Here is a 20,485-nt window from a genome sequence, read left to right as displayed (position 1 = left end):
AATAGCGCCCCTTCTCATGGGAGACGACAATGTCCTGGTTCGTTTATGAAGTGCCCGAATACCACGAAGACGCCGCGCGCATCGAACCCTTCAGCGAGCTGCGTAGCCGTGTGCTGAAAGCCGGCGGCCCGGCCATGGCAGACGACCTGGAAAGCGTTCGCGAAAACGCCGCGGCGACGGCGGACACGCCGGAGCGCCCGCTGCGTACCCCGGAAAATCCGCAGGTCTTTCCGATTCCTTACGCCGACTCGATGATCCTGGTCGGGTTCATCTTCGATCTGAAGCGCGAATTCCGCCAACTGGTCGTGTCGCCCGTGGAAATGCCCTGGCTGAAAGACGCGTAAAGCGTTGCGCCGGCGGGGTGTCGTACCCGGTGATCTGTTTCGGCATCCGCGCTTTCATCACGAGCCGGCCCACCGCTGGATCCGCGACGCGATGAGCGAACTCATCACAGGGCCGATGCATCACCAGCCTTTGCCGAATACGAAGCGCCGGCGTTCGACGGCGGCGCGATAGCCCGCGCGGTCGCTAATCGCTAGCGCGCCCGGTCACGCAGCAGCAGGCGCGACCCGACCTCCACGATCGACGTAATCGCCGGCAGCAGTTCCTGGCCGAGCGACGTCAGCTCGTACTCCACGGACGGCGGCGACGTCGGCAACACGCTGCGCCGGATCACGCCCCGCTCCTCCAGATCACGCAGCCTGCCGGTCAGCACCTTCGCGGTGATGGTCGGGTTGTCGCGCCGCAACTCCGAAAACCGACGCGGGCCATTGCTCAGGCACCAGATCAGTTCGGGCGTCCACAGACCGCCGATCAACGCCATGCATTTCGACATCGGGCAGCCGGGAAGCGGCTCCACCTTCTTTCGCATTCTCAAACCCATCGTCGCACCGGGAATGGTTTCCATTTGGTTACTTGAAAATGATGGTAACCGATGGATAGGTGGTTTCCAATGGAAACCTTCATCCCTACACTTGGAGCCTCACCTATCGATACACGGAGAGCATGAACATGTATGCAATAACGGGAGCATCCGGGCAGCTCGGGCGCCTTGTGATCGACGCATTGCTTGAAACCGTGCCGGCCAACCGGATTATCGCGGCGGTCAGGAATCCGGCGAAGGCGCGCGACCTTGAAGCGCGCGGCGTGGTGGTGCGCGAGGCCGACTACAAGCGGCCTGAAACGCTCGCCACCGCGTTCCTCGGTGTCGACAAACTCCTGCTGATCTCGTCGACCGAAGTCGCCGGCCGCCTGCCATTGCACCGCGCGGTGATCGACGCGGCCCGGCGGGTTGAAGTCTCGTTGCTCGCCTATACGAGCATGCTGCACGCCGACACGTCGCCCGTCCGACTCGCGATCGAGCATCGGCAGACGGAAGAAGTCATCGCGGCCTCCGGCCTCCCCACCGTCCTCCTGCGCAATGGCTGGTACACCGAGAACCATTTGATGGCCCTTCCCGCTGCGCTCGAGCATGGCGCGTTCATCGGGGCCGCGAAGGACGGGCGCTTCTCTGCCGCCGCGCGGAAGGACTATGCGGCGGCCGCGGCCGCGGTATTGACGACGGACGGCCACGCAGGAAAAACCTATGAACTGGCGGCAGACGATGCGTACACGCTGGCGCAGCTAGCCGCGGAGGTTTCGCGGCAGTCCGGCAAGACCGTCGTCTACAACGATCTCGCCGAGGACGCTTATGCCGACGTGCTGACGAGCGCCGGGTTGCCGCCCGAGTTTGCCAGCGTCCTCGCGGATGCCGACGTGGCCGCGTCGCGCGGTGCGCTGTTCGACGACGGCGGCGTCCTCGCGCGACTGATCGGTCGGCCCACGACGCCGTTGGCGAGCGTCGTCGCGACTGCGTTGCGCGATTAGGGCGAACAAGCCCCGATGAAGCATCAGCCAGCGCCGCTGCAGCGTGCGGGTTCGGCTGATGCTGCCGGGGCGCGCGCCCGGCACGTGCTTCGGTGACAACGCTCGCCACCCGATGGCGGGCAAGTGGCTCACAACCGGTAAGTTCGCAGCGCATTGTGGACGAACAGCGCCTCGCGCTCATCGTCGCGGGCGCCCGCGACGATCGCCGCATAAGCGTGCCAGAGCGCCTGATAGCCGGCATGGAGCCGATCGACCGGGAAGTTCGACGCGAACATGCAGCGCGCCGCGCCGAACGCGTCGATCGCCTCCAGCACGTACGGGCGGAAACTTTCGACCGTCCAGCGATGGTCGAACATCGCGAGCCCGGACAGCTTCATCGTCACGTTCGCCCGCCGCGCGAGCCCGCGCAATCCGTCGCGCCACTCGCGCCAGCCGTGCACGCTGGTCCGGTCGACGAACATGCCCGTGTGATTGACGATCACGGACGTGTCGGGATGCGCATCGAGGACGGCGAGCGCGGCGCCAATCTGGGCCGGGTACAACTGCAGGTCGAACGACAAACCGAACTCGCTCAGCATCCCGAAGTTCTCTCGCCAGCGCGGTTCGGCGAGATAGTCCACGTCGACGTAGTTGTACCAGGGGTCCGGATGCCGGTTCAACACCTGCCGGATACCGCGCACGTTCGGATGCGCCGCCGCGCCGGCGAGCCGGATGCGTGCGTCCGGCGCGAACAGGTCGACGCCCGCGACGATGCCGTCCGGCATCCCGCCGCTCGCCGGCGCATCGGCCAGCGCCTGCAGCCAGTCGACTTCGCTCGGCGTCGTCCACACATCGTGGATCGCCTCGACATGCACGACCTTCAGCACGTCGATATCCGCGCCGGCGTCCGCGCGCAGGTCCGCGGGCAGGTAGCGGCGCGGCAAGTCCGCCACCGCGCCCGAGAACGCCGGCTGAGCGCGATCGAGCCAGCTGTAGCTCAACGCGTCGGCGTCCCAGAAATGGACATGGGGATCGACAACCTGCATGTGGGCTCCGTGAGTTCATGCGACACGATGATCCGCTGCAATGGTTCGGCACACGCCGAGCGCTGCCGATCCGTTGAACGGGCCGGCGTCATTCCAGATGGAACATCGGCTCCAGCGATTTCTCGACCGGACGTCCGTCCGGCCCGGTCGCCATCAGGTCGGCCATGTACGCCCACCAGCGACGCATCACGTCCTTTTCGGCGAGTTGCGCGATCCGGTGATCGGCCGGCCGTTTGAGCACGGCGAACAGGTGATGGGTGTCGTCGTCGAGAAAGATCCAGTAGTCCGAGATGCCCGCTGCACGAAGCGCGTCGGCGAGTTCCGGCCAGATCGCATCGTGCCGGCGCCGGTATTCGTCCCGCTTGCCGGGGTGCAGGCGCATCCTGAAGGCGATCGTTTCCATGCCCATGCCTCGCGGTTTCATTGCAGGTTCACGTACATGCCGCCGTCGACGAGCAGCGCGGCGCCGTTCACGTAGCGCGCCATGTCGGACGCGAGAAACACGACGCAGTCGGCGACGTCGTCCGGCTCGCCGAGGCGGCCGAGCGGAATCCGGCGCTCGAAGTACTCGGTCTTGCCGGGCGCGGCGAGATCGTCGTCGTTGATTTCGGTGCGGATCGTGCCCGGCAGCACCGAATTGCAGCGAATCCGATGCGGCGCGAGCGCGACCGCGCACGACTGCATCAGCGCATGGACGCCGGCCTTGGTCGGCGTGTAGTGCGTCTGCATGCCGCCGCCGACCAGCGCGCTGATCGAGCTGGTCGCGACGATCGCGCCGCCGTGCCCTTGCGCGGCCATTTGCCGGGCGACGGCCTGGGTCATGTAGAACGCACCGTGCAGGTTCACTTCCATCGTCCGTTGCAGCAGCTCGGGCGGCAAGTCCAGGAAGCCGTGGAACGGGCAAATTCCGGCATTGCTCGCCAGTACGTCGATCCGGCCGAATCGTTCGACCGCGGCCGCGACGAGCGCGCGGGCCGTGTCCGGCTGCGCGACGTCGCCCGGCACGGCCAGCGCGTCGCGCCCCGTCGCGCGGATCGCGTCGACGAGCGCGTCGATCTCGTGATCGGCCTGCGTGGGCAGCAGCGGGTTCGTCCAGTAGTTGACGACGACGTCGGCGCCATGCCGCGCACACGCCAGCGCGATCGCGCGGCCGATCCCGCGCGATCCGCCCGTCACGACGACGATCCTGTCTTCAAGCAATTTCGTCATTGCGCCCCTCCGTACGCTCAGTGTTCATACGGGCGCTGCATGCGCACGTCCGGATTCAGGCGCACGCCGAAACCGGGCGTGTCGGGCACCTTCATCCGCCCGCCGACCGGCACCGGCTCGTCGAGCAGCAGCGGATCGAACATCGGCACGACACGATCGGCCTGCGGCGCCATCATCAGGAATTCGGCGAACGGGCTGTTGTGCCGCGTCGCGACGAAGTGATAGCTGTAGACCGACGAGCCGTGCGGAATCACCAGCACGCCACGCGCATCGGCGAGCGCCGAGATCCGCATCAACTCGGTGAGCCCGCCGCACCAGCCTACGTCCGGCTGAATGATGTCGCAGCACTCCATCTCCAGCAGCATGCGAAAGCCCCAGCGGGTCGCCTCGTGCTCGCCGGTCGTGACGAGCATGCCGCGCGGCACGTCGCGGCGCAGCTTCGCATAGCCCCAATAGTCGTCGGGCGGCAGGCATTCCTCGATCCATTTCAGGCCGAGCGCATGCGCTTCGTGCGCGAGCCGCGTCGCATACGGCACGTCGAGACTCATCCAGCAGTCGAGCATCAGCCAGAAATCGGCGCCGACGCGCGAACGCATCTCGGCGAGCGCATCGAGATTGCGACGCAGGCCGACCTCGCCCTCGGCCGGGCCGTGATGCAACGGCAGCTTGCCGCCGATGAAACCCATCTCCTTCGCGAGATCGGGTCGCGCACCGGTCGCGTAGAACTCCAGCTCGTCGCGCACCTTGCCGCCGAGCAACTGGTGCACGGGCTCCCGCCTGACCTTCGCGAGCAGGTCCCACAGCGCGAGATCGACGCCGGAAATCGCATTGAGCACGACACCCTTGCGCCCGTAGTACAGCGTTGCATGGAACATCTGATCCCACATCTTCTCGATGTCGGTCACGCACTGCCCTTCGATGAAACGCGCGAGATGCCGCTCGACGATGAACGCGCCGATCTCGCCGCCGGTCGTCACCGCAAAGCCGACCGTTCCATCGCTGGCCTCGACTTCGATCACGAGCGTGCCGAGCACGTTGATGCCGAACGACTGGCGGCTCTGCCGGTATTCGGGGTAGCGCGACATCGGCGTCGCAATGTGGTCGTCGATCCAGTGACCGGCATCCTGATCGTGGTAATCGGCACCGCCACCACGCACCGTCAGCGCGCGGACCGCGCGTATCGTCGGCATGCTCATTCTTCGGGTTCCTTGGTTGGGTCATCGAGTGCGGAAGCCGCCCGTACGCGTCGGGCGCACGGATGGCGGCGGAATTCGCAACGTCATGCTGCCAGGCGGTCGCGTCAGCGTGCCCAGCGCAGCACTAGCGCGTCGAGCCGTCGCGCAATTTCGATCAGGCCCGCGCGCGTCGCCGGATGCAGCGGCGCCAGCGGACGGCGCGGCGCGTCCGATGCGATCACGCCGCCCTCCTTCATCAGCGCCTTCGCCGCCAGCAGGCCGGCCTGACGGTTCTCGTAATTGATCAACGGTAGCCATTGCTCGTACTGGGCGACCGCCTCGTCGCGCTGCCCGGCGAGATACGCGGCGAGAATCGGCCGCAGCCCGTCCGGATAGCCGCCGCCGAGGATGCTGCCGGTCGCGCCCGCATCGAGATCGGCAAGCAGCGTGATCGCCTCCTCGCCGTCGAACGGCCCTTCGATCGCGTCGCCGCCAAGCGCGATCAGTTCGCGCAGCTTCGACGCCGACTGCGGCACCTCGATCTTGAAATAGCGCAGATTCGGAATCGTGTGCGCGAGGCGCGCCAGAAACGCGGCCGATACCTGCGTGCCGCTCATCGGCGCGTCCTGGTACATGATCGGGATCTCGATCGCGTCGGAAAGCGCCGCATAGAACTGCTCGATCGCGGCCTCGCCGCAACGAATCGTCGCGCCGTGGTACGGCGGCATCACCATCACCATCGCCGCACCGGCCTCCTGCGCGGCGCGGCTGCGCGCCGCGCAGATCGTCGGATTGAAATGCGTGGTCGTCACGATCACCGGCACGCGTCCCGCCACGTGTTCGAGGATCGCCGCGATGAGCCGCTCGCGCTCGTCGTCGGTCAACGAAAACTGTTCCGAGTAGTTCGCGAGGATGCACAGGCCGTCCGCTCCCGCGTCGATGATGAAGTCGACACAGCGCTTCTGGCCCGGCATATCGATCTCGCCCGACTCGGTGAAGATCGTCGGCGCGACGGAAAACGCGCCCGTATAGCGGCGGTGAATCGGCGTAGACAAGCTCATCTGAAACCCTCTCTTATAATCAGTGATCCGAATTGTATGGTGCGTTTGTCGTGCGCCCATACCGCGATAAATCACGCGTCATACACGCCCGTACCGCCCTCGCAACCCGTCCGTCACGCCGCAATAGATCGCCTTCAGCTTCAGGCGCTTGTTGCGCGCATGCAGCAGCACGAACGCGACGTGCTTGAGCGTGATGAGATTGATCAGCAGCATCGCCGGATAGCGCCGCCAGTAGTCGCGCGCGACGAGGATACAGTTGCGCGCCGCATAGTAGTGGCGCAGCGCGCTCTGATCGAATATCTCGACGCGCGGCCAGTGCTGCTGCGCGGACGGGCTGCCGAGTTCATGGGGCAGCGACACGTCGGCGTTGACGCGCACCGGCACGCCGTGCGCCTGCGCGCGCATGCAGTATTCCGCGTCGACGTGGTCGATGAAGAAGTCCTCGCGGAAGCGGCCGAGCGCGCGATACGCGTCGAGCGAGATTGCGGTGCCCGACGAGATGATGACCGAGCACGACAGCAGGCCGTGCGCGCCGCCGTGGATCGGCGTGATCTGCGCGGACCAGCGGCGCACCGTGAACAACGGCAGGTCGCGCTGGAAATTGCGGTTGAAGATCCGCGGGCCGACCAGGAAGCGGCTGTCGCCCACCCGCGCGCAGCCGGCCAGCATGCGATCGAAATAGTCGTCCGGAACGTGCGAATCCTGATCGAAGATGAAGAAGACGTCGCAGCCGCGGCCGATCAGGAATTCGACGCCGGCGTTGAACGCACCGGCGATGCCGCCGCGATTGTGATTCGCGATCACGTCGACGCCGCCTGCGGCGAGCCGTGCGTACAGCGCACGATCGGCGACGGGCGAATTGTCGACCGCGACGACGACGGGGCTTTTCGCGGGCAAGGTCAGCAAATGCTCGATCTGCGCCGCGGAGGGTTTATACAGCGTGACCAACGTACCGTGTGTCATGACGGCACCTCGTGACGATCAAGTAGCGATGCGCCGCGCCGGTCGATCCGGGCGGCCCGTCCTCCTTTGCACGACTGCTTGTCTCGTCGACCAGCCTGCCCTGCCCGTTCGCGTGCTGTACGCGATCGTCGCAGGCGCCGCGGCCGGTCTTGCTTTATCTTGCGTACAGCTTGACGACGCTCGCCTGGACGACGCGCGTGATCTCTTCCATCCGCCAGCGGATATGCGTGTCGGTCAGCGTCGCGCAACGTTCCGCATCGCGTTCGGCAAGCGCGTCGAGAATCTCGAGATGCTCGGTAAACGCCTCGTTGCGTCGCTGATCGACGTCGACCCAGCGCACGTAGTGAATGCGCGCGTTGATCCCTTGCAGCACCCGGCCGATCTCGGCATTGCCCGACAACGCGGCCAGCTCCAGGTGAAACTGCTCGTCCTTGACGACCAGCTCGGCCGACGACATCCGCGCCGCATTCTTCATCACCTGCTTCCAGAAGCGACGCAACGCCTTGATGTCGTTGTCCGACCCGCGCTCGCATGCGAGCATCACCGCGGTCGTTTCGATCGAGCGACGCAATTCGAACAGATCGAACACATCCTTCCCCTCCAGTTCCCGAATGAAGAAACCGCGGTTCGGCACGAACACCAGCAGGTTTTCGGCAACGAGCCGATTCAGCGCCTCGCGAATCGGCGTGCGACTCACGTTGAAGCGCTCGGCAAGCTCCAGCTCGTTGAACCGCTCGCCCGGCCGGATCTCGTACAGCACGGCCATCTGTTTCAACTGCTCGTAAATCTCGTTGACCGTGAGGCCCGTGCGCGTCGGCGCCGCGGTCTCCCGGCCAGCCATAACGGAAGTCGACATCTCGTCTCCTGGTTCCACCTGTTGTCACCGCGCGTCATTATCCATCGGCAATTTGCCCGCGCGCGTTCTTTTTACATGCACGAGCCATGCGTCAGCGCATCAGCAAGCTGCCGAAGCCCGGCACGGGATCGTCGATGCCCGCGAGCCGCAGCGCGTGCCAGGCGAGCGCGTGATTGCTCGACAGTACGGGTTTGCCCGCGCGCGCTTCGATATCGGCCAGCGCATCGACGATGCGCAGGCTCGTGCACGACACGAATACGGCATCGACGGCCGGATCGGCGGCGAGCGTCAGCACCGCGTGCTCGATCGACGCGCGCTCGATGCGGGCGACCTCGTTGTCGTCGCGGTGCTCGAACGATCCGACCCGCACGATATCGACGCCGCGCGCGCGCAGGTACGCGGCCATCGCATCGTTGATCGTGCGCTCGTACGGCGTCAGCAGCGCGACCCCGCGCGCGCCGAGCGCCGTCAGCGCGACGCGCGCCGCGGTAATCGGCGTGGTGCATGCGACGCCGGGCCGCGCCTCGCGGATGCGCTCGAACACGCGCTCCTCGCCGAGCACCATCGACGCCGACGTGCAGCCGAACGCGACGACGTCGAGGCGCTCGCCCGGCCGGATCAATTCGACCGCGGCGCAGATCCCGCCGTCCATCCGCGCGAGCGTCTCGGCGGTGATCTCGGCGGAATTCGCGATCCGGCTTTCGTAGAACGCGACGCCATCGATCGCGAGCAGACGTCGCCACTCGTATTCGATCGTATGATCGGTCGCCAGCACGACGAGGCCGATCGCCGCGCGCCGCGCGATGCCGGCGTCGAGCGAGAAATCGAAGCGCGCGTACGCGTCGCGCGCCGGGCCGGCGCCGACAACCGGATCGGACGCCTCGGAGGTGGAAAGAAGTTCGCTCATTGCAGGGTCATCCCGGTGATGTCGATGTCGGGCCGCTTGCCGTGGATCAGATCCGCGACGATCTTCGCGGTGCCGCACGACATGGTCCAGCCCATATGGCCGTGGCCGGTGTTGAAAAACAGGTTGCGGTGCCGGGATGCGCCGATGATCGGCGTGCCCTCCGGCGTCATCGGCCGCAGCCCGGCCCAATACGACGGCTTCGCGTAGTCGGCGCCGTTCGGGAACAGCGCCTGCGCGGTCGCGAGCATGTGCGCGAAATCGCCCGGCGAATGCGTGGTGTCGTAGCCGCTGAACTCGGCGGTCGCGGTCAGCCGCAGCCGGTTGCCGAAGCGCGCCCATGCGACGAGCTGGTTCTCCTCGACGCCGCCGAGCGCGGGCGGCTCGTGCGTGTCGTCGATCGGCAGCGTGACCGAGTACCCCTTGACCGGATAGATCGGCAGCCGGTAGCCGAGCGATCGAGCGACGAACGGCGAGTACGCGCCGAGTGCGAGCACGTATCGATCGCCGGTCACGCGGCCCTGCGACGTCTCGACGTAGTCGATCGCATCGGCGCTCGCGCGCACGCCGTCGATCGACGTGCCGAAGCGGAATTCGACGCCGAGCGCGCGGCAGCGCTCGGCCAGCGCGCGCGTGAACAGATGCGCGTCGCCGCTCTCGTCGCTCGGGCAATGGATCGCGCCCGCGATCCCGGCCACCGCGTGGCGCAGCGCCGGCTCGCGTTCGACGGTGGCCCGCGCATCGAGGATGTCGAGCGGCAGGCCGTTGTCGGTCAGAATCCGCATGTTCGCGACGCCGCGCTCGAACGATGCAGGGTCGCGATACAGGTACAACAATCCTCCGCTCGTCCGGTCGTACTCGAGCAGTTCATCATTCGTCGCCTGCTGAAGCCGCTGCTGCGCGTAACGACACAGCCTCACCTTGATCGACGTGTTGCGGCGCGAGCGCTCGGCCGTGCAGTTCTGCAGGAACAGCGCGCACCAGGCCCACATCCGCCAGTCGGGCGTCCATTTGAGCCGCAGCGCCTGGCCGTCGGCAAACAGCGACTTGAACAGAATCTTCGGCGCGCGCGGCGACGCCCAGGTGTACGAATGGCCGGGCGCGATCAACCCCGCATTCGCGAAGCTCGTTTCGAGCGCGACGCCGTCGCGACGTTCGATCACCGTCACCTCGTCGCCGGCCTTCGCGAGAAAATACGCAGTGGTCACGCCGACGATGCCGCCGCCGAGCACGATCGTCTTCATCGTCTGGTTCTCCCTGCGCTAGCTCGCGGCGATCGCCGCGATCTCGACCGTGTACTGCGGAAACGCGAGCTTCGATTCGACGCACGCGCGTGCCGGTGACTCGCCCTGCGGCACCCACGCGTCCCATACGCTGTTCATCTCGGCGAAGCTGCGATAGTCGGCCAGCCAGATGCTCGCGGACACGATCCGGCGCTTGTCGAGCCCCGCGTCTTCGAGCAGCCGGTCGATCTTGTCGAGAATCTGCCGGGTCTGCCCCGCCACGTCGAGCGACGTGTCGTCCGCCACCTGCCCCGCGACGAAGGCCAGCCCGCCCGCGACCACCAGTTGGCTCATCCGTTCACTTACGCCGTATCGCTTGATCTCCACCATCTGACTGCCCTCCGAGGTCGTGTCGAGTTGGGCAGATTTAAGCACTGCAATTCACCTCTGTATACACTTTTTTCAGAAATATTCTCGATTGCGCCGGATTGGCGCGCCCATGCACCAGGGCTATCCACGCGCTTTATCCGCGTGCATAAATGCATGAAAACAGGGAAAATTTTCTATCTCAAACAAGACTTTCGCTATTCGTCGCAGCGGCTCGAAAATTTATTTGCAAACGATTTTTGTTCTGTGATTCTGTCGACACTTCTGTATATCAAACCATGCCGCCAACCGTGCGGCCGACCATGCGACGGGAGAACGAAGATGAAGGCAAGTCAGTGGAGTATCGGTATCTGGATCGCGCTCGGGGCGCTTGCGTCGGGCGCTGCGCACGCCGACGTCAGCGTGGGCGCGGTGCTGCCGCTGACCGGCGCGAGTGCGTCGATCGGCGAAGACCAGCGCCGCGGCATCGAGCTGGCCGTCGCGCAGATCAATGCGAAAGGCGGCGTGCTGGGCCAGAAGCTCGCCGTGCGCATCGAGGATTCGGGCGGCTCGGCCAATACCGCGCTCGACGCCGCGCGCAAGCTCGCGACCGTCGAACACGTGCCGGTCGTGCTCGGCGAATTCTCGTCGTCGGTCACGATACCGGTCGGACAGTTCCTGGTGCGCCAGGGCGACGTGCACATCAACATCGGCTCGTCGAGCCAGCAGGTGCGCAAGATCGGCGCGGGCTCGTTCAGCGTGATCGGGCTGGACGACCTGTCCGCGCGCTTCGCCGCGCAGGACGTGTACGCCCGCAAGCTGCGTCGCATCGCGCTGATCGCGCCGAACAACGGCTACGGCCAGGGGATTGCCGGCGAATTCAGGAAGCGTTTCGAGGCGCTCGGCGGCACGGTGGTGTCGACGGTGCTCTATACGGAAGGACAATCGACCTATCGCCGCGAACTGGAGCAGGCATCGCGCGCGCAGCCCGACGCGTATGTCTACAGCGCCTATGGCCAGGAAGCCGCGACGCTGAACCGGCAGGCATTCGAGATGCGGCTCAACCAGCATCCGTGGTACGGCATCTACCTGACGATGTGCACGAGCGACACGCCCGCGCAGATCGCGCAAGGCCAGATCGGCCTCGAAGTCGCCGCGCTCGGCGCGGGCGCGAAAGCGTATGCGAGCGCCTATCAGGCCGCGTACAACGAGGCCCCGCGCTCGGCGTTCGGCAGCTATGCGTATGACGCGACGCTGTTGTCCGCCGCGGCGATCGGCCGCGCGCAATCCATCGACCCGGCGAAGATTCGCACCGCGCTCGCGGCATTGGGCAAGTCGTATACCGGCGTGACCGGCGCGATCGCGTTCGATGCCGACGGTCAGCGGGAAGTCCAGCCGTACGAGAAGGTGGTCTACCGCCAATCGGTCGTCGCGCAGCAGTAAGCGCCCGCCCGGATGAACCAGAGGATCTCGCCATGCTGTCATTCATTGTCGACGTATTGATCCGCACCGCCGATCTGCTGCTGGTGTCGGTCGGCCTGTCGACGCTCTATTCGCTGATCCGCTTTCCCAACATCGCGCATGTCCAGTACGCGATGCTCGGCGCATTCGCGACGCTCTGGCTGGAACGCGCGGGGCTCCCGTTCGCGCTCGCGACGGCCGTGTCCTGCGCGCTGGTCGGCACCGCCGCGACGCTGCTGAACCTGTTCGTGTTCGCGAGACTGCTGCGCTCCGGCAGCGCGGTGGCGATGATCGGCTCGCTTGCGATCTCGATGCTCGCGGTCGCGCTGGTGCTCGGCGTCGCCGGCTCGCGGCCGCAGCAGTATGCGCAGGACGTGCATCCGCCGATGGTGATCGCCGGCGTCGCGCTGTCCGTGCCGCAACTGGGCTCGATCGCATGCGGCGCCGGCGCGCTCGCGATATTCGCGGCGCTGCTGTACCGCACCGGCCTCGGGCGGGCGATGCGTGCGCTCGCGTCGAATCGCGCGCTGGCGCTCGCGACCGGCATCGACGCGACGCGCGTGACCAACGTGATCACGTTCGCGAGCGGCGTGCTGGCGGCGCTCGGCGGCACGATGCTCGGCGCCACCGAGAGCGTGCATGTGAATCTCGGCTATGGACTGCTGATCCCGGTGTTTTCCGCGGCGATCCTGGGCGGCCTCGGCAATCCGCTCGGCGCCGCGGCCGGTGCGCTGCTGATCGCGGTGGCCGAGACCGTCGCGCTGAACGTCGATTTCGGCGGGCTCGTCGATCGGCCGATGCAATTCTTTCCGGTCGAGTACGTCGGCGCGGTGTCGTTCGCGATCCTGCTCGTCGCACTGATCTTCCGGCCTTACGGCATCTTCGATCGGGAGGTACGGCGTGTCTAGCTTCGTCATCCATCTGCTGACCGTCGGCTGCCTGTACGCGACGATGGCGCTCGGGTTGAACCTGCAGGCCGGCTATGCGGGACTCGTCAATTTCGGCTTCATTGCGTTCAGCGGGCTCGGCGCGTACGCGGCCGGCATCGCGTCTCGGCTCGGCTGGCCATTGCCTTCGGCGCTCGCGCTCGCGCTGGCCGCGGCGGGTGCGCTGGCGATCGTCGTCGCGCGGCTCGGGCGGCAGCTCTCCGCCGACTACTGGGGGATCGCGACGCTCGCGATCGCCGAGATCCTGCGCACGATCGCGCTCAACGAAAGCGGGTTGACCGGTGGCGCGCAAGGCATCGGCGGCATCGCGCCGCTATTCCCCGGGCTGCGCGCGCCGTGGGCCGAACTCGCGTTCCTCGCGGTCACGGCCGGCTGCCTCGCGCTCACCTACGCGACGTACCGGCGCCTGACCGCGAGCCGCTTCGGCCGGGCGCTGAAGGTGATGCGCGAAGAACCCGCGCTCGCGGTCTGCTTCGGCTACGATCCGCTCGCGCTGAAAACGCGCGCATGCATCGCGGGCGCGCTGCCCGCCGCGCTCGCCGGGGCACTCGCCGCGTGGTACATCGGCTATGTCGGGCCGGACGCGATGATCGCGTCCGAGACCTTCGCGCTGTGGACCGTCGTGATGGTCGGCGGCCTCGGCAGCCACCTGGGTGTGCTGGTCGGCACGCTGATCGTGCAGGCCGTCTACGCGCTGGCGCCGTTTCTCAAGGACTGGCTCGATGTCGGCAGCGACCTGACCGGCGCGGTGCGGCTGGGCCTGGTCGGCCTGATGCTGCTCGCGTGCGTGCTCTGGCGTCCGCATGGGCTCGTACCCGAGCGCCTGGAGGTGCGGCCATGAGCACGCTGCTCGATCTCGACGGCGTGACGATCCGCTACGGCGAGAACGTCGTCTTGTCCGGGGTCACGCTGTCGGTCGACGGCGGCGAGATCGTCGGACTGCTCGGCCCGAACGGCTCCGGCAAGAGCACCGCGCTCAACGCGATCACCGGCTTCGCACCGCTCGCGGCGGGCGCGATCCGCTTCGACGGTCGGCGGATCGACGCGCTGTCGCCGCACAAGATTGCGCGGCTGGGCGTGCGCCGCACGTTCCAGTTGCCGTCGATGCCCGCACGCATGTCGGTGCTCGAACTCGCGATGGCGGCTTCGTCCGCGCGCCACGGCATCGCCGCCGCCCTCTGGCCCGGCCGTGCGACGCGCGCGCTCGATGCCGATACGCGTGCACGCGCCGCCGCGCTGCTGGACGAGCTGAAACTGTCCGGCGTCGCGCACCTGTCCGCCGCGTCGATTTCCGGCGGCCAGAAGAAGCTGCTGGGCATCGCGTGCGCGATGATGACCGAGCCCAAGCTGATGCTGCTCGACGAGCCGACCGCCGGCGTGCACCCGAACCTGCGCGGCGAGCTGATCGACGAACTGCGACGGATTCGCAAGCAAGGCGTCACGCTGGTCGTCATCGAGCACGACATGCATTTCATCCGCGAGCTGTGCGACCGCTGCGTCGTGCTGGACCGCGGCGTGACGATCGCGAACTGCCGGCCGGCCGAGCTGGAGCGCAACCGTCGCGTACTCGACGCGTATCTCGGGCGCGCCCATGCCGCCCCTCGTCCGCTGGAGGCGTCATGATCGACGTGCGCGAACTCGTCGCCGGCTACACGCCCGAAGTCGACATCCTGCATGGCGTGTCGCTCACGGTCGGGGCCATCGACATCGTGACGATCCTCGGCCCGAACGGCTGCGGAAAATCGACGCTGCTGAAGGCGATCGCAGGTTTCGTGCTGCCTCGTGCGGGCAGCGTGACCATCCAGGGCACGGACGTGGCGCGCGTGCCGGTCCACCGCAAGATCCGCGAGTACGGGATCGGCTTCGTGCCGCAGACCGACAACGTGTTCGCGTCGCTGACCGTGCGCGAAAACCTGATGCTCGGCGGCCAGTCGATGTCGGCGTTTCCGCGCGAGGCGCGGATCGACGAGCTGTGCGAGCAGTATCCGGTGCTGCGGCGTCGCTACCGGTCGCTGGCGGGCGCATTGTCCGGCGGCGAGCGGCAAATCGTGTCGCTCGCACGCGCACTGATGCCGCGCCCGGTGTTGCTGCTGCTCGACGAGCCGTCGGCCGGCCTGTCGCCGAAGATGGTCGACGAGGTGTTCGACGCGATCGTCCGGATGCGCGACACCGAGCATATCGGCGTGCTGATGGTCGAGCAGAATGCGATCGAGGCGCTGCGCATCGCGGATCGCGGCATCGTGCTGACGATGGGGCGCGTCGCGCTCGAAGGCGCCGCGGCCGAGCTGCTAGACAGCGACGAGATGCGACGCCTGTACCTCGGCGGGAGGGCCGCATGAACGGCGGGCGCGCCACGCCGGTCGCCGGCGCGTACGCCGCCGCGGCCGCGCGTCCCGTGCTCGTGATGGTCGCGCTCGCGTGCGGTTTCGTGATGGCCATGCTCGACGTGACGATCGTCAACGTCGCGCTGAAGGCGATGGAAACCAGCCTGTCGATGTCGCTGACCGCGCTGGTGTGGGTCGTCGATGCGTACACGCTCAGCTTCGCCGCGCTGCTGCTGCTCGGCGGCGCGCTCGCGAACCGCTACGGGTCGAAAGCCATCTACGTCGCCGGGCTCGCGCTGTTCGTCGGCGCGTCGGTGCTGTGCGCGGCCGCGCAGTCCAGCGGCGCACTGGTCGCGGCGCGCCTTGCACAAGGTGTCGGCGCGGCGCTGTTCATGCCGAGTTCGCTGAGCCTGCTCACGCTCGCGTTCCCGCCAGGGCCGATGCGCACGCGGATGATCGGCATCTGGGGCGCGCTGGTGTCGGCCGCGATGGCGCTCGGGCCCTGCGTCGGCGGCGTGCTGGTCGACGCGATCGGCTGGCGCGGCATCTTCTGGGTGAATTTGCCGGTCGGTGCGGCCGGCCTGTGGCTCACGTACCGGCATATCGCGCGGGCGCCGCGTCATCCCGGCCCGTTGAATGCGCTCGGCCATCTGTTCGGCGCGCTCGCGCTCGCCGCGCTGAGCTTCACGCTGATCGAAGGGCCCGGCGCCGGCTGGCGCTCGCCGTCGATCCTCGCCGGCGTCGCCACGACGTTGGCCGCCACCGCGGCATTTGCGTTACGCGAGCGCTACGCGCACTCGCGCATCCTGTCGCCGGCGCTGCTCGCGAATCGGCGTTTCGTCGCGGGCAGCACGCTGGGTCTCGCGATCAACTTCGGCATTCTCGCCGAGATCTTTCTGTTGAGCCTCTATTTGCAGAACGTCCGCGGCGCGAGCGCGCTCGTGGCCGGGTTCGAATTGTTTCCGCTGATGGCGATGTTCGGCATCGGCAATCTCGCGTCCGCGAAAGTCAGCGCCCGGTTCGGCCCGCGCCGCACGCTGCTCTCGGGGCTCGCGCTCGCCGCGCTCGGCAGCGTGGCGCTCGTCGGCGTCGCGGCGATGTCGTATCCGGTGCTGGCCGTCGCGATCGGCTTGGCCAACTTCGGCGCCGGCCAGGCCATTCCGGCAATGAATCTCGTCGTGATGCAGTCGGCCGATGCGGCGGACGCGAACCTCGCCGCCGCGTCGCTGAACGCGAGCCGGCAGATCGGTTCGCTGGTCGGCATCGCGATCGCATCGGTGATCCTGCACGTGATCGACGATCCGGACCGCGCGACGGCCGTCGGCTTCGCGGTGATCGCCGCGCTGTACGCGCTCGGCTTCGCGATCGTATTCCGTGCGATTCACGTTGGCGGTGCCGAGCAGCCGTAGCGAGGCGCGCACGGGTATCGACGTTCGTCGACGCATTCGGTGTATTCCGCGTATCACGCACGCACTTTTCCTCTTGCAGCGAGGGACCTCATGCAAACAGCGATTGGCCGTAAAGGACTGATTCTGGCGGGCGGCTCGGGCACCCGGCTCCACCCGCTCACGCATTCGGTATCGAAGCAATTGATGCCGGTGTACGACAAGCCGATGATCTATTACCCGCTCAGCACGATCATGCTGTCCGGCATCCGCGACGTGCTGATCATCTCGACGCCGCGCGATCTCGACGCGTTCCAGCAACTGCTCGGCGACGGCAGCCAGTGGGGCATGAGCCTTTCGTATGCGACGCAGCCGAGCCCCGACGGTCTTGCGCAGGCGTTCGTGATCGGCGCGCCGTTCATCGGTCGCGACGCGGCGACGCTCGTGCTCGGCGACAACATCTATCACGGGCCCGCGCTGTCGTCGCTGCTGCAGCAGGCCGCCGCACGGACCGCCGGCGCGACCGTGTTCGGCTACTACGTGCGCGATCCGGAGCGCTACGGCGTCGTGTCGTTCGACGCGGACGGCCGCGCGATCGACCTCGAGGAGAAACCGCGCGAGCCGAAGTCGAATTACGCGGTCACCGGCCTCTATTTCTACGACAACGACGTCGTCGAACTGGCGAAGGCCGTGCGGCCGTCGGCGCGCGGCGAACTGGAGATCACCGACCTGAATCTCGCGTATCTCGCGCGCGGCGCGCTGAACGTCGAGATACTTGGACGCGGCTACGCATGGCTCGACACCGGCACGCACGAATCGCTGCTCGACGCGGCCAATTTCATCCAGGTGATGCAGGCGCGGCAGGGCCTGCAAATCGCGTGTCCCGAGGAAATTGCGTACCGGCTCGGCTGGATCGATGCGGAGCAGCTCGAAACGCTGGCCCACAAACTCGCGAAAAGCGGTTACGGCCGCTATCTGCTCGATCTGCTGAGCAAGGAGGTCGCGGCATGACACGGGTGATCGAGACGCCGTTGCCCGGCGTGCTGTTGATCGAGCCCGGCGTGTTCGGCGATGCGCGCGGCTTTTTCGTCGAAAGCTTCCGGGCAAGCTGGCTGCGCGACGCCGGCGTCGACGCGACCTTCGTCCAGGACAACCAGTCGCGCTCGCGGCGCGGCGTGCTGCGCGGGCTGCACTACCAGCGCGTGAATCCGCAAGGCAAATTGGTGCACGCGGCGCGCGGCGCGGTCTACGACGTCGCCGTCGACATCCGGCGCGGCTCGCCGTGCTTCGGCTGCTGGTTCGGGGCGCAGCTCGACGACGTATCGCACCGGATGCTGTGGATTCCGCCCGGCTTCGCGCACGGCTTTTGCGTGTTGTCCGACGAGGCCGACTTCGCGTACAAGTGCACGCAGTACTACGATCCCGATTCGGACGCCGGCGTGCGTTGGGACGATCCGGATATCGGCATCGACTGGCCGGACGCCGGCGCGCCGTATCAGTTGTCGGACAAGGATCGGCGGCAGCCTCCGCTCGCCGAACTGGCAGCCGGCGCGCCGGCGCTGCTGCCCGCATACGGGAGTGCGCGATGACGATCGTCGTGACCGGCGCGCTCGGCCAGGTCGGCCGCGAACTGGTGTTGCGCGCGGGCGGGCAGCCGCTCGTCGGGCTGTCGCGCGCCGCGCTCGACATCGCCGATGCAGGCTCGGTGCGCCGTGCGTTCGACGAACACCGGGCCGCGCTCGTGATCAATGCCGCCGGATGGACCGCCGTCGACCGCGCGGAGGCCGAGCCCGATGCCGCGTGGCGGGCGAACCGCGACGGGCCGGCCGTGCTGGCCAACGCGTGCGCCGCGCTCGGGATTCCGTTGATTCATCTGTCGACCGACTACGTGTTCGACGGCCGCATGCCCGGCCCGTACGCGGAAACCGCCGCCGTCGCGCCGCTCGGCGTGTACGGCCGGAGCAAGCTCGCGGGCGAGGAAGCGGTGCGCGAGCGACTGCCCGACCGTCACCTGATTCTGCGCGTCGCCTGGGTGTTCGGCGCGCACGGCGGCAATTTCGTGCGCACCATGCTGCGGCTGGCGCGCGAGCGCGAGGTCGTCGGCGTCGTCGCCGATCAGTACGGCGGCCCGACGCATGCCGGTGCGATCGCCGACGCGCTGCTGACGATCGCGGCGCGATACCGGGCCGGTGAAGCGCTGCGCTGGGGCACCTATCACCTGTGCGGCACGCCCGTGACGACATGGCACGGCTTCGCCGAAACGATCTTCACCGAGGCGCGGCGCGCCGGCCTGATCGACCGTGTGCCGCTGGTCCGGCCGATCCGGACCGACGCCTATCCGTTGCCTGCGCCGAGACCGGCGAATTCCGCGCTCGACTGCAGCCTCCTGCGAGAACACTTCGGGGTCGAATCGCCTTCGTGGATCGCGGGTCTCACCGACGTGTTTGCCACCTGGAAGCGAACCTCATGAGCTATCGACCGAAACATGTTCTCGTGACGGGCGGTGCCGGTTTCATCGGCGCCAATTTTGTCCGGCATCTGCTCGAAAGCGATCCGCAGGTCAGCGTCGTCACGCTGGATCTGCTGACCTATGCGGGCAGCCTCGACAATCTCGGCGACGCCCTGCCGGGCGCCGATCGTCATCGCTTCGTCCTCGGCGACATCTGCGACCGACCGCTCGTCGAGTCGCTGCTACGCGACCATGCGATCGACACCGTCGTCCACTTCGCGGCCGAAAGCCACGTCGACCGCTCGATCGACGGCCCCGGCGAATTCGTTCGCACGAACGTGCTCGGCACGTGGACGCTGCTCGACGCGTGCCGCCAGCTTTGGTTGAACGAGCAAAAACTCGGCCGGGCCGACGCCCTCACGCGCCGCCGCTTTCACCATATCGGCACCGACGAGGTGTACGGCTCGCTGGGTCCCGACGACCCGCCTTTTTCCGAAACGACACCGTATGCGCCGAACTCCCCGTACTCCGCCACCAAGGCAAGCTCGGACCATCTCGTCCGCGCCTATTTCCATACGTACGGATTGCCCGTCACCACGACGAACTGCTCGAACAATTACGGGCCGCGCCAGCACGGCGAGAAGTTCATTCCGACCGTGATCCGTCATTGCCTCGAAGGCACCGACATCCCCGTGTACGGCGACGGCGCGAACGTGCGCGACTGGCTGTACGTCGACGACCATTGCCGTGCGATCGACGCGGTCATCCGGCGCGGGACGGTCGGCGAGACGTACACCGTCGGCGGCTGCAACGAATGGCGCAACGTCGACATCGTCGCGCTGATCTGTACGCTGCTCGACGCGCGGCGGCCCGAACACGCACCGCATGCGCGCCTCGTCCGGTTCGTCACCGATCGCGCCGGTCACGACCGGCGCTATGCGATCGATGCGGGGAAGCTCGCCCGCGAATTGCAATGGCGGCCGGCGGAGAGCTTCGAAACGGGGATCGTGAAGACGCTGGATTGGTATGTATAGCGCGGCGGCGGCACCGGCACGTCGATGTTGCGCCGTGCTGCCGAACGAGGCCGATAGGCAAGCCTCGGTGGCTGCGGCCCCCGCAAATCTTTCGATTTGAAAGCTTTGTATGCGCGCGGCCGGCCGTGAGCCGGCGACGTCCGTTCGCGCGCTGAATGCGGTCGGCGCGGAGGTTGACCGAGGGTTGATCAGGATGACGCCCCGTTACTATCTTCACGTCCCGATAATCGGGGCTTT

23 protein-coding genes are annotated in these 20,485 nt (G+C 67.2%); 12 read left to right on the top strand and 11 right to left on the bottom strand.

Going from position 1 to position 20,485, the window contains the following annotated elements; genetic code table 11:
• Positions 1 to 29 precede the first annotated feature (29 nt).
• Entirely contained in the window at positions 30 to 344 is a 315-nt protein-coding gene (locus JYG37_RS31900) for a hypothetical protein (RefSeq protein ID WP_027806289.1), read from the top strand.
• Positions 345 to 535: 191 nt separating this feature from the next.
• Here JYG37_RS31900 and JYG37_RS31895 read toward each other — a convergent pair whose 3' ends face one another.
• A complete protein-coding gene (locus tag JYG37_RS31895) occupies positions 536 to 907 on the bottom strand; it encodes a winged helix-turn-helix transcriptional regulator (RefSeq protein WP_235356282.1) in 372 nt (123 codons plus the stop codon).
• A 104-nt stretch (positions 908 to 1,011) separates the two neighbouring features.
• Between JYG37_RS31895 and JYG37_RS31890 the strand changes: the two genes are divergently transcribed.
• Positions 1,012 to 1,866: an SDR family oxidoreductase gene (locus JYG37_RS31890; RefSeq protein ID WP_050016974.1), complete on the top strand. Its 855-nt coding sequence runs from the start codon at positions 1,012 to 1,014 to the stop codon at positions 1,864 to 1,866.
• 128 nt (positions 1,867 to 1,994) lie between these two features.
• Here the strand turns inward: JYG37_RS31890 and JYG37_RS31885 are convergent, their stop codons facing one another.
• The 10 genes from JYG37_RS31885 to JYG37_RS31840 all read right to left on the bottom strand — a co-directional run bounded on the left by JYG37_RS31885 (position 1,995) and on the right by JYG37_RS31840 (position 10,672).
• Positions 1,995 to 2,891 carry an amidohydrolase family protein gene (locus JYG37_RS31885; RefSeq protein WP_213346664.1) on the bottom strand — a complete coding sequence of 299 codons (897 nt, stop codon included), beginning with the start codon at positions 2,889 to 2,891 and terminating at the stop codon, positions 1,995 to 1,997.
• A gap of 88 nt (positions 2,892 to 2,979) precedes the next feature.
• Entirely contained in the window at positions 2,980 to 3,294 is a 315-nt protein-coding gene (gene rhaM / locus JYG37_RS31880) for an L-rhamnose mutarotase (protein WP_050016972.1), read from the bottom strand.
• 17 nt (positions 3,295 to 3,311) lie between these two features.
• The gene (gene lra1, locus JYG37_RS31875; RefSeq protein ID WP_050016952.1) at positions 3,312 to 4,100 is read right to left on the bottom strand and encodes an L-rhamnose 1-dehydrogenase Lra1; all 789 of its coding nucleotides are present in this window, start codon (positions 4,098 to 4,100) and stop codon (positions 3,312 to 3,314) included.
• Positions 4,101 to 4,117: 17 nt separating this feature from the next.
• Complete coding sequence (gene rhmD / locus JYG37_RS31870; protein ID WP_050016950.1) at positions 4,118 to 5,296, bottom strand: L-rhamnonate dehydratase; 1,179 nt, start codon at positions 5,294 to 5,296, stop codon at positions 4,118 to 4,120.
• A 104-nt stretch (positions 5,297 to 5,400) separates the two neighbouring features.
• A complete protein-coding gene (locus JYG37_RS31865; RefSeq protein ID WP_089490392.1) occupies positions 5,401 to 6,336 on the bottom strand; it encodes a dihydrodipicolinate synthase family protein in 936 nt (311 codons plus the stop codon).
• 78 nt (positions 6,337 to 6,414) lie between these two features.
• A complete protein-coding gene (locus JYG37_RS31860) occupies positions 6,415 to 7,299 on the bottom strand; it encodes a glycosyltransferase family 2 protein (protein WP_050016946.1) in 885 nt (294 codons plus the stop codon).
• Between the two features lie 154 nt (positions 7,300 to 7,453).
• Positions 7,454 to 8,155, bottom strand: a complete 702-nt coding sequence (locus tag JYG37_RS31855) for a GntR family transcriptional regulator (protein ID WP_050016945.1) — start codon at positions 8,153 to 8,155, stop codon at positions 7,454 to 7,456.
• A 91-nt stretch (positions 8,156 to 8,246) separates the two neighbouring features.
• The gene (locus JYG37_RS31850; RefSeq protein ID WP_176015974.1) at positions 8,247 to 9,062 is read right to left on the bottom strand and encodes a maleate cis-trans isomerase family protein; all 816 of its coding nucleotides are present in this window, start codon (positions 9,060 to 9,062) and stop codon (positions 8,247 to 8,249) included.
• Complete coding sequence (locus JYG37_RS31845) at positions 9,059 to 10,303, bottom strand: D-amino acid dehydrogenase (RefSeq protein ID WP_176015973.1); 1,245 nt, start codon at positions 10,301 to 10,303, stop codon at positions 9,059 to 9,061. The genes JYG37_RS31850 and JYG37_RS31845 overlap by 4 nt, the downstream gene beginning before the upstream one ends.
• An 18-nt stretch (positions 10,304 to 10,321) precedes the next feature.
• Positions 10,322 to 10,672 (bottom strand): RidA family protein, encoded by a 351-nt coding sequence (locus tag JYG37_RS31840; protein WP_176015987.1) that lies wholly within the window; start codon positions 10,670 to 10,672, stop codon positions 10,322 to 10,324.
• Positions 10,673 to 10,990: 318 nt separating this feature from the next.
• On the opposite strand from JYG37_RS31840, the gene JYG37_RS31835 reads away from it, so the two are divergent.
• The 10 genes from JYG37_RS31835 to rfbB all read left to right on the top strand — a co-directional run bounded on the left by JYG37_RS31835 (position 10,991) and on the right by rfbB (position 20,248).
• On the top strand, positions 10,991 to 12,091 hold the full coding sequence (locus JYG37_RS31835) for an ABC transporter substrate-binding protein (protein WP_204384521.1): 1,101 nt from the start codon (positions 10,991 to 10,993) through the stop codon (positions 12,089 to 12,091).
• A gap of 32 nt (positions 12,092 to 12,123) precedes the next feature.
• On the top strand, positions 12,124 to 13,017 hold the full coding sequence (locus JYG37_RS31830) for a branched-chain amino acid ABC transporter permease (RefSeq protein WP_050016938.1): 894 nt from the start codon (positions 12,124 to 12,126) through the stop codon (positions 13,015 to 13,017).
• Positions 13,010 to 13,897, top strand: a complete 888-nt coding sequence (locus tag JYG37_RS31825) for a branched-chain amino acid ABC transporter permease (protein ID WP_080334364.1) — start codon at positions 13,010 to 13,012, stop codon at positions 13,895 to 13,897. The genes JYG37_RS31830 and JYG37_RS31825 overlap by 8 nt, the downstream gene beginning before the upstream one ends.
• Positions 13,894 to 14,679 carry an ABC transporter ATP-binding protein gene (locus JYG37_RS31820; RefSeq protein ID WP_213347073.1) on the top strand — a complete coding sequence of 262 codons (786 nt, stop codon included), beginning with the start codon at positions 13,894 to 13,896 and terminating at the stop codon, positions 14,677 to 14,679. Before JYG37_RS31825 ends, JYG37_RS31820 begins: the two co-directional genes overlap by 4 nt.
• Positions 14,676 to 15,395 carry an ABC transporter ATP-binding protein gene (locus JYG37_RS31815; RefSeq protein ID WP_050016935.1) on the top strand — a complete coding sequence of 240 codons (720 nt, stop codon included), beginning with the start codon at positions 14,676 to 14,678 and terminating at the stop codon, positions 15,393 to 15,395. Before JYG37_RS31820 ends, JYG37_RS31815 begins: the two co-directional genes overlap by 4 nt.
• Positions 15,392 to 16,789 (top strand): MFS transporter, encoded by a 1,398-nt coding sequence (locus tag JYG37_RS31810; RefSeq protein WP_213347071.1) that lies wholly within the window; start codon positions 15,392 to 15,394, stop codon positions 16,787 to 16,789. The genes JYG37_RS31815 and JYG37_RS31810 overlap by 4 nt, the downstream gene beginning before the upstream one ends.
• 90 nt (positions 16,790 to 16,879) lie before the next feature.
• Positions 16,880 to 17,776, top strand: a complete 897-nt coding sequence (gene rfbA / locus JYG37_RS31805; RefSeq protein ID WP_124630955.1) for a glucose-1-phosphate thymidylyltransferase RfbA — start codon at positions 16,880 to 16,882, stop codon at positions 17,774 to 17,776.
• Entirely contained in the window at positions 17,773 to 18,354 is a 582-nt protein-coding gene (rfbC, locus tag JYG37_RS31800; protein ID WP_050016929.1) for a dTDP-4-dehydrorhamnose 3,5-epimerase, read from the top strand. Before rfbA ends, rfbC begins: the two co-directional genes overlap by 4 nt.
• On the top strand, positions 18,351 to 19,235 hold the full coding sequence (rfbD, locus tag JYG37_RS31795; protein ID WP_089490396.1) for a dTDP-4-dehydrorhamnose reductase: 885 nt from the start codon (positions 18,351 to 18,353) through the stop codon (positions 19,233 to 19,235). The genes rfbC and rfbD overlap by 4 nt, the downstream gene beginning before the upstream one ends.
• Positions 19,232 to 20,248: a dTDP-glucose 4,6-dehydratase gene (rfbB, locus tag JYG37_RS31790; RefSeq protein WP_050016925.1), complete on the top strand. Its 1,017-nt coding sequence runs from the start codon at positions 19,232 to 19,234 to the stop codon at positions 20,246 to 20,248. The genes rfbD and rfbB overlap by 4 nt, the downstream gene beginning before the upstream one ends.
• Positions 20,249 to 20,485: the final 237 nt, after the last annotated feature.

The organism is Burkholderia sp. LAS2, assembly GCF_018417615.1.
GTDB lineage: Bacteria > Pseudomonadota > Gammaproteobacteria > Burkholderiales > Burkholderiaceae > Burkholderia > Burkholderia sola.
Note: the sequence above shows the minus strand (reverse complement) of the source record. Positions and strands in the feature narration are given on the sequence as shown.

Bases quoted from the DNA above. Each gene is read 5' to 3' on its own strand.
- JYG37_RS31830 (WP_050016938.1), top strand. From the start codon at position 12,124: ATGCTGTCATTCATTGTCGACGTATTGATCCGCACCGCCGATCTGCTG.
- JYG37_RS31840 (WP_176015987.1), bottom strand. From the start codon at position 10,672: ATGGTGGAGATCAAGCGATACGGCGTAAGTGAACGGATGAGCCAACTG.
- JYG37_RS31835 (WP_204384521.1), top strand. From the start codon at position 10,991: ATGAAGGCAAGTCAGTGGAGTATCGGTATCTGGATCGCGCTCGGGGCG.
- JYG37_RS31845 (WP_176015973.1), bottom strand. From the start codon at position 10,303: ATGAAGACGATCGTGCTCGGCGGCGGCATCGTCGGCGTGACCACTGCG.
- rfbC (WP_050016929.1), top strand. From the start codon at position 17,773: ATGACACGGGTGATCGAGACGCCGTTGCCCGGCGTGCTGTTGATCGAG.
- JYG37_RS31850 (WP_176015974.1), bottom strand. From the start codon at position 9,062: ATGAGCGAACTTCTTTCCACCTCCGAGGCGTCCGATCCGGTTGTCGGC.
- JYG37_RS31860 (WP_050016946.1), bottom strand. From the start codon at position 7,299: ATGACACACGGTACGTTGGTCACGCTGTATAAACCCTCCGCGGCGCAG.
- rfbD (WP_089490396.1), top strand. From the start codon at position 18,351: ATGACGATCGTCGTGACCGGCGCGCTCGGCCAGGTCGGCCGCGAACTG.
- JYG37_RS31890 (WP_050016974.1), top strand. From the start codon at position 1,012: ATGTATGCAATAACGGGAGCATCCGGGCAGCTCGGGCGCCTTGTGATC.
- JYG37_RS31885 (WP_213346664.1), bottom strand. From the start codon at position 2,891: ATGCAGGTTGTCGATCCCCATGTCCATTTCTGGGACGCCGACGCGTTG.
- JYG37_RS31865 (WP_089490392.1), bottom strand. From the start codon at position 6,336: ATGAGCTTGTCTACGCCGATTCACCGCCGCTATACGGGCGCGTTTTCC.
- JYG37_RS31895 (WP_235356282.1), bottom strand. From the start codon at position 907: ATGGAAACCATTCCCGGTGCGACGATGGGTTTGAGAATGCGAAAGAAG.
- rfbB (WP_050016925.1), top strand. From the start codon at position 19,232: ATGAGCTATCGACCGAAACATGTTCTCGTGACGGGCGGTGCCGGTTTC.
- JYG37_RS31815 (WP_050016935.1), top strand. From the start codon at position 14,676: ATGATCGACGTGCGCGAACTCGTCGCCGGCTACACGCCCGAAGTCGAC.
- JYG37_RS31900 (WP_027806289.1), top strand. From the start codon at position 30: ATGTCCTGGTTCGTTTATGAAGTGCCCGAATACCACGAAGACGCCGCG.
- lra1 (WP_050016952.1), bottom strand. From the start codon at position 4,100: ATGACGAAATTGCTTGAAGACAGGATCGTCGTCGTGACGGGCGGATCG.
- JYG37_RS31855 (WP_050016945.1), bottom strand. From the start codon at position 8,155: ATGTCGACTTCCGTTATGGCTGGCCGGGAGACCGCGGCGCCGACGCGC.
- JYG37_RS31810 (WP_213347071.1), top strand. From the start codon at position 15,392: ATGAACGGCGGGCGCGCCACGCCGGTCGCCGGCGCGTACGCCGCCGCG.
- JYG37_RS31820 (WP_213347073.1), top strand. From the start codon at position 13,894: ATGAGCACGCTGCTCGATCTCGACGGCGTGACGATCCGCTACGGCGAG.
- rhmD (WP_050016950.1), bottom strand. From the start codon at position 5,296: ATGAGCATGCCGACGATACGCGCGGTCCGCGCGCTGACGGTGCGTGGT.
- rhaM (WP_050016972.1), bottom strand. From the start codon at position 3,294: ATGGAAACGATCGCCTTCAGGATGCGCCTGCACCCCGGCAAGCGGGAC.
- rfbA (WP_124630955.1), top strand. From the start codon at position 16,880: ATGCAAACAGCGATTGGCCGTAAAGGACTGATTCTGGCGGGCGGCTCG.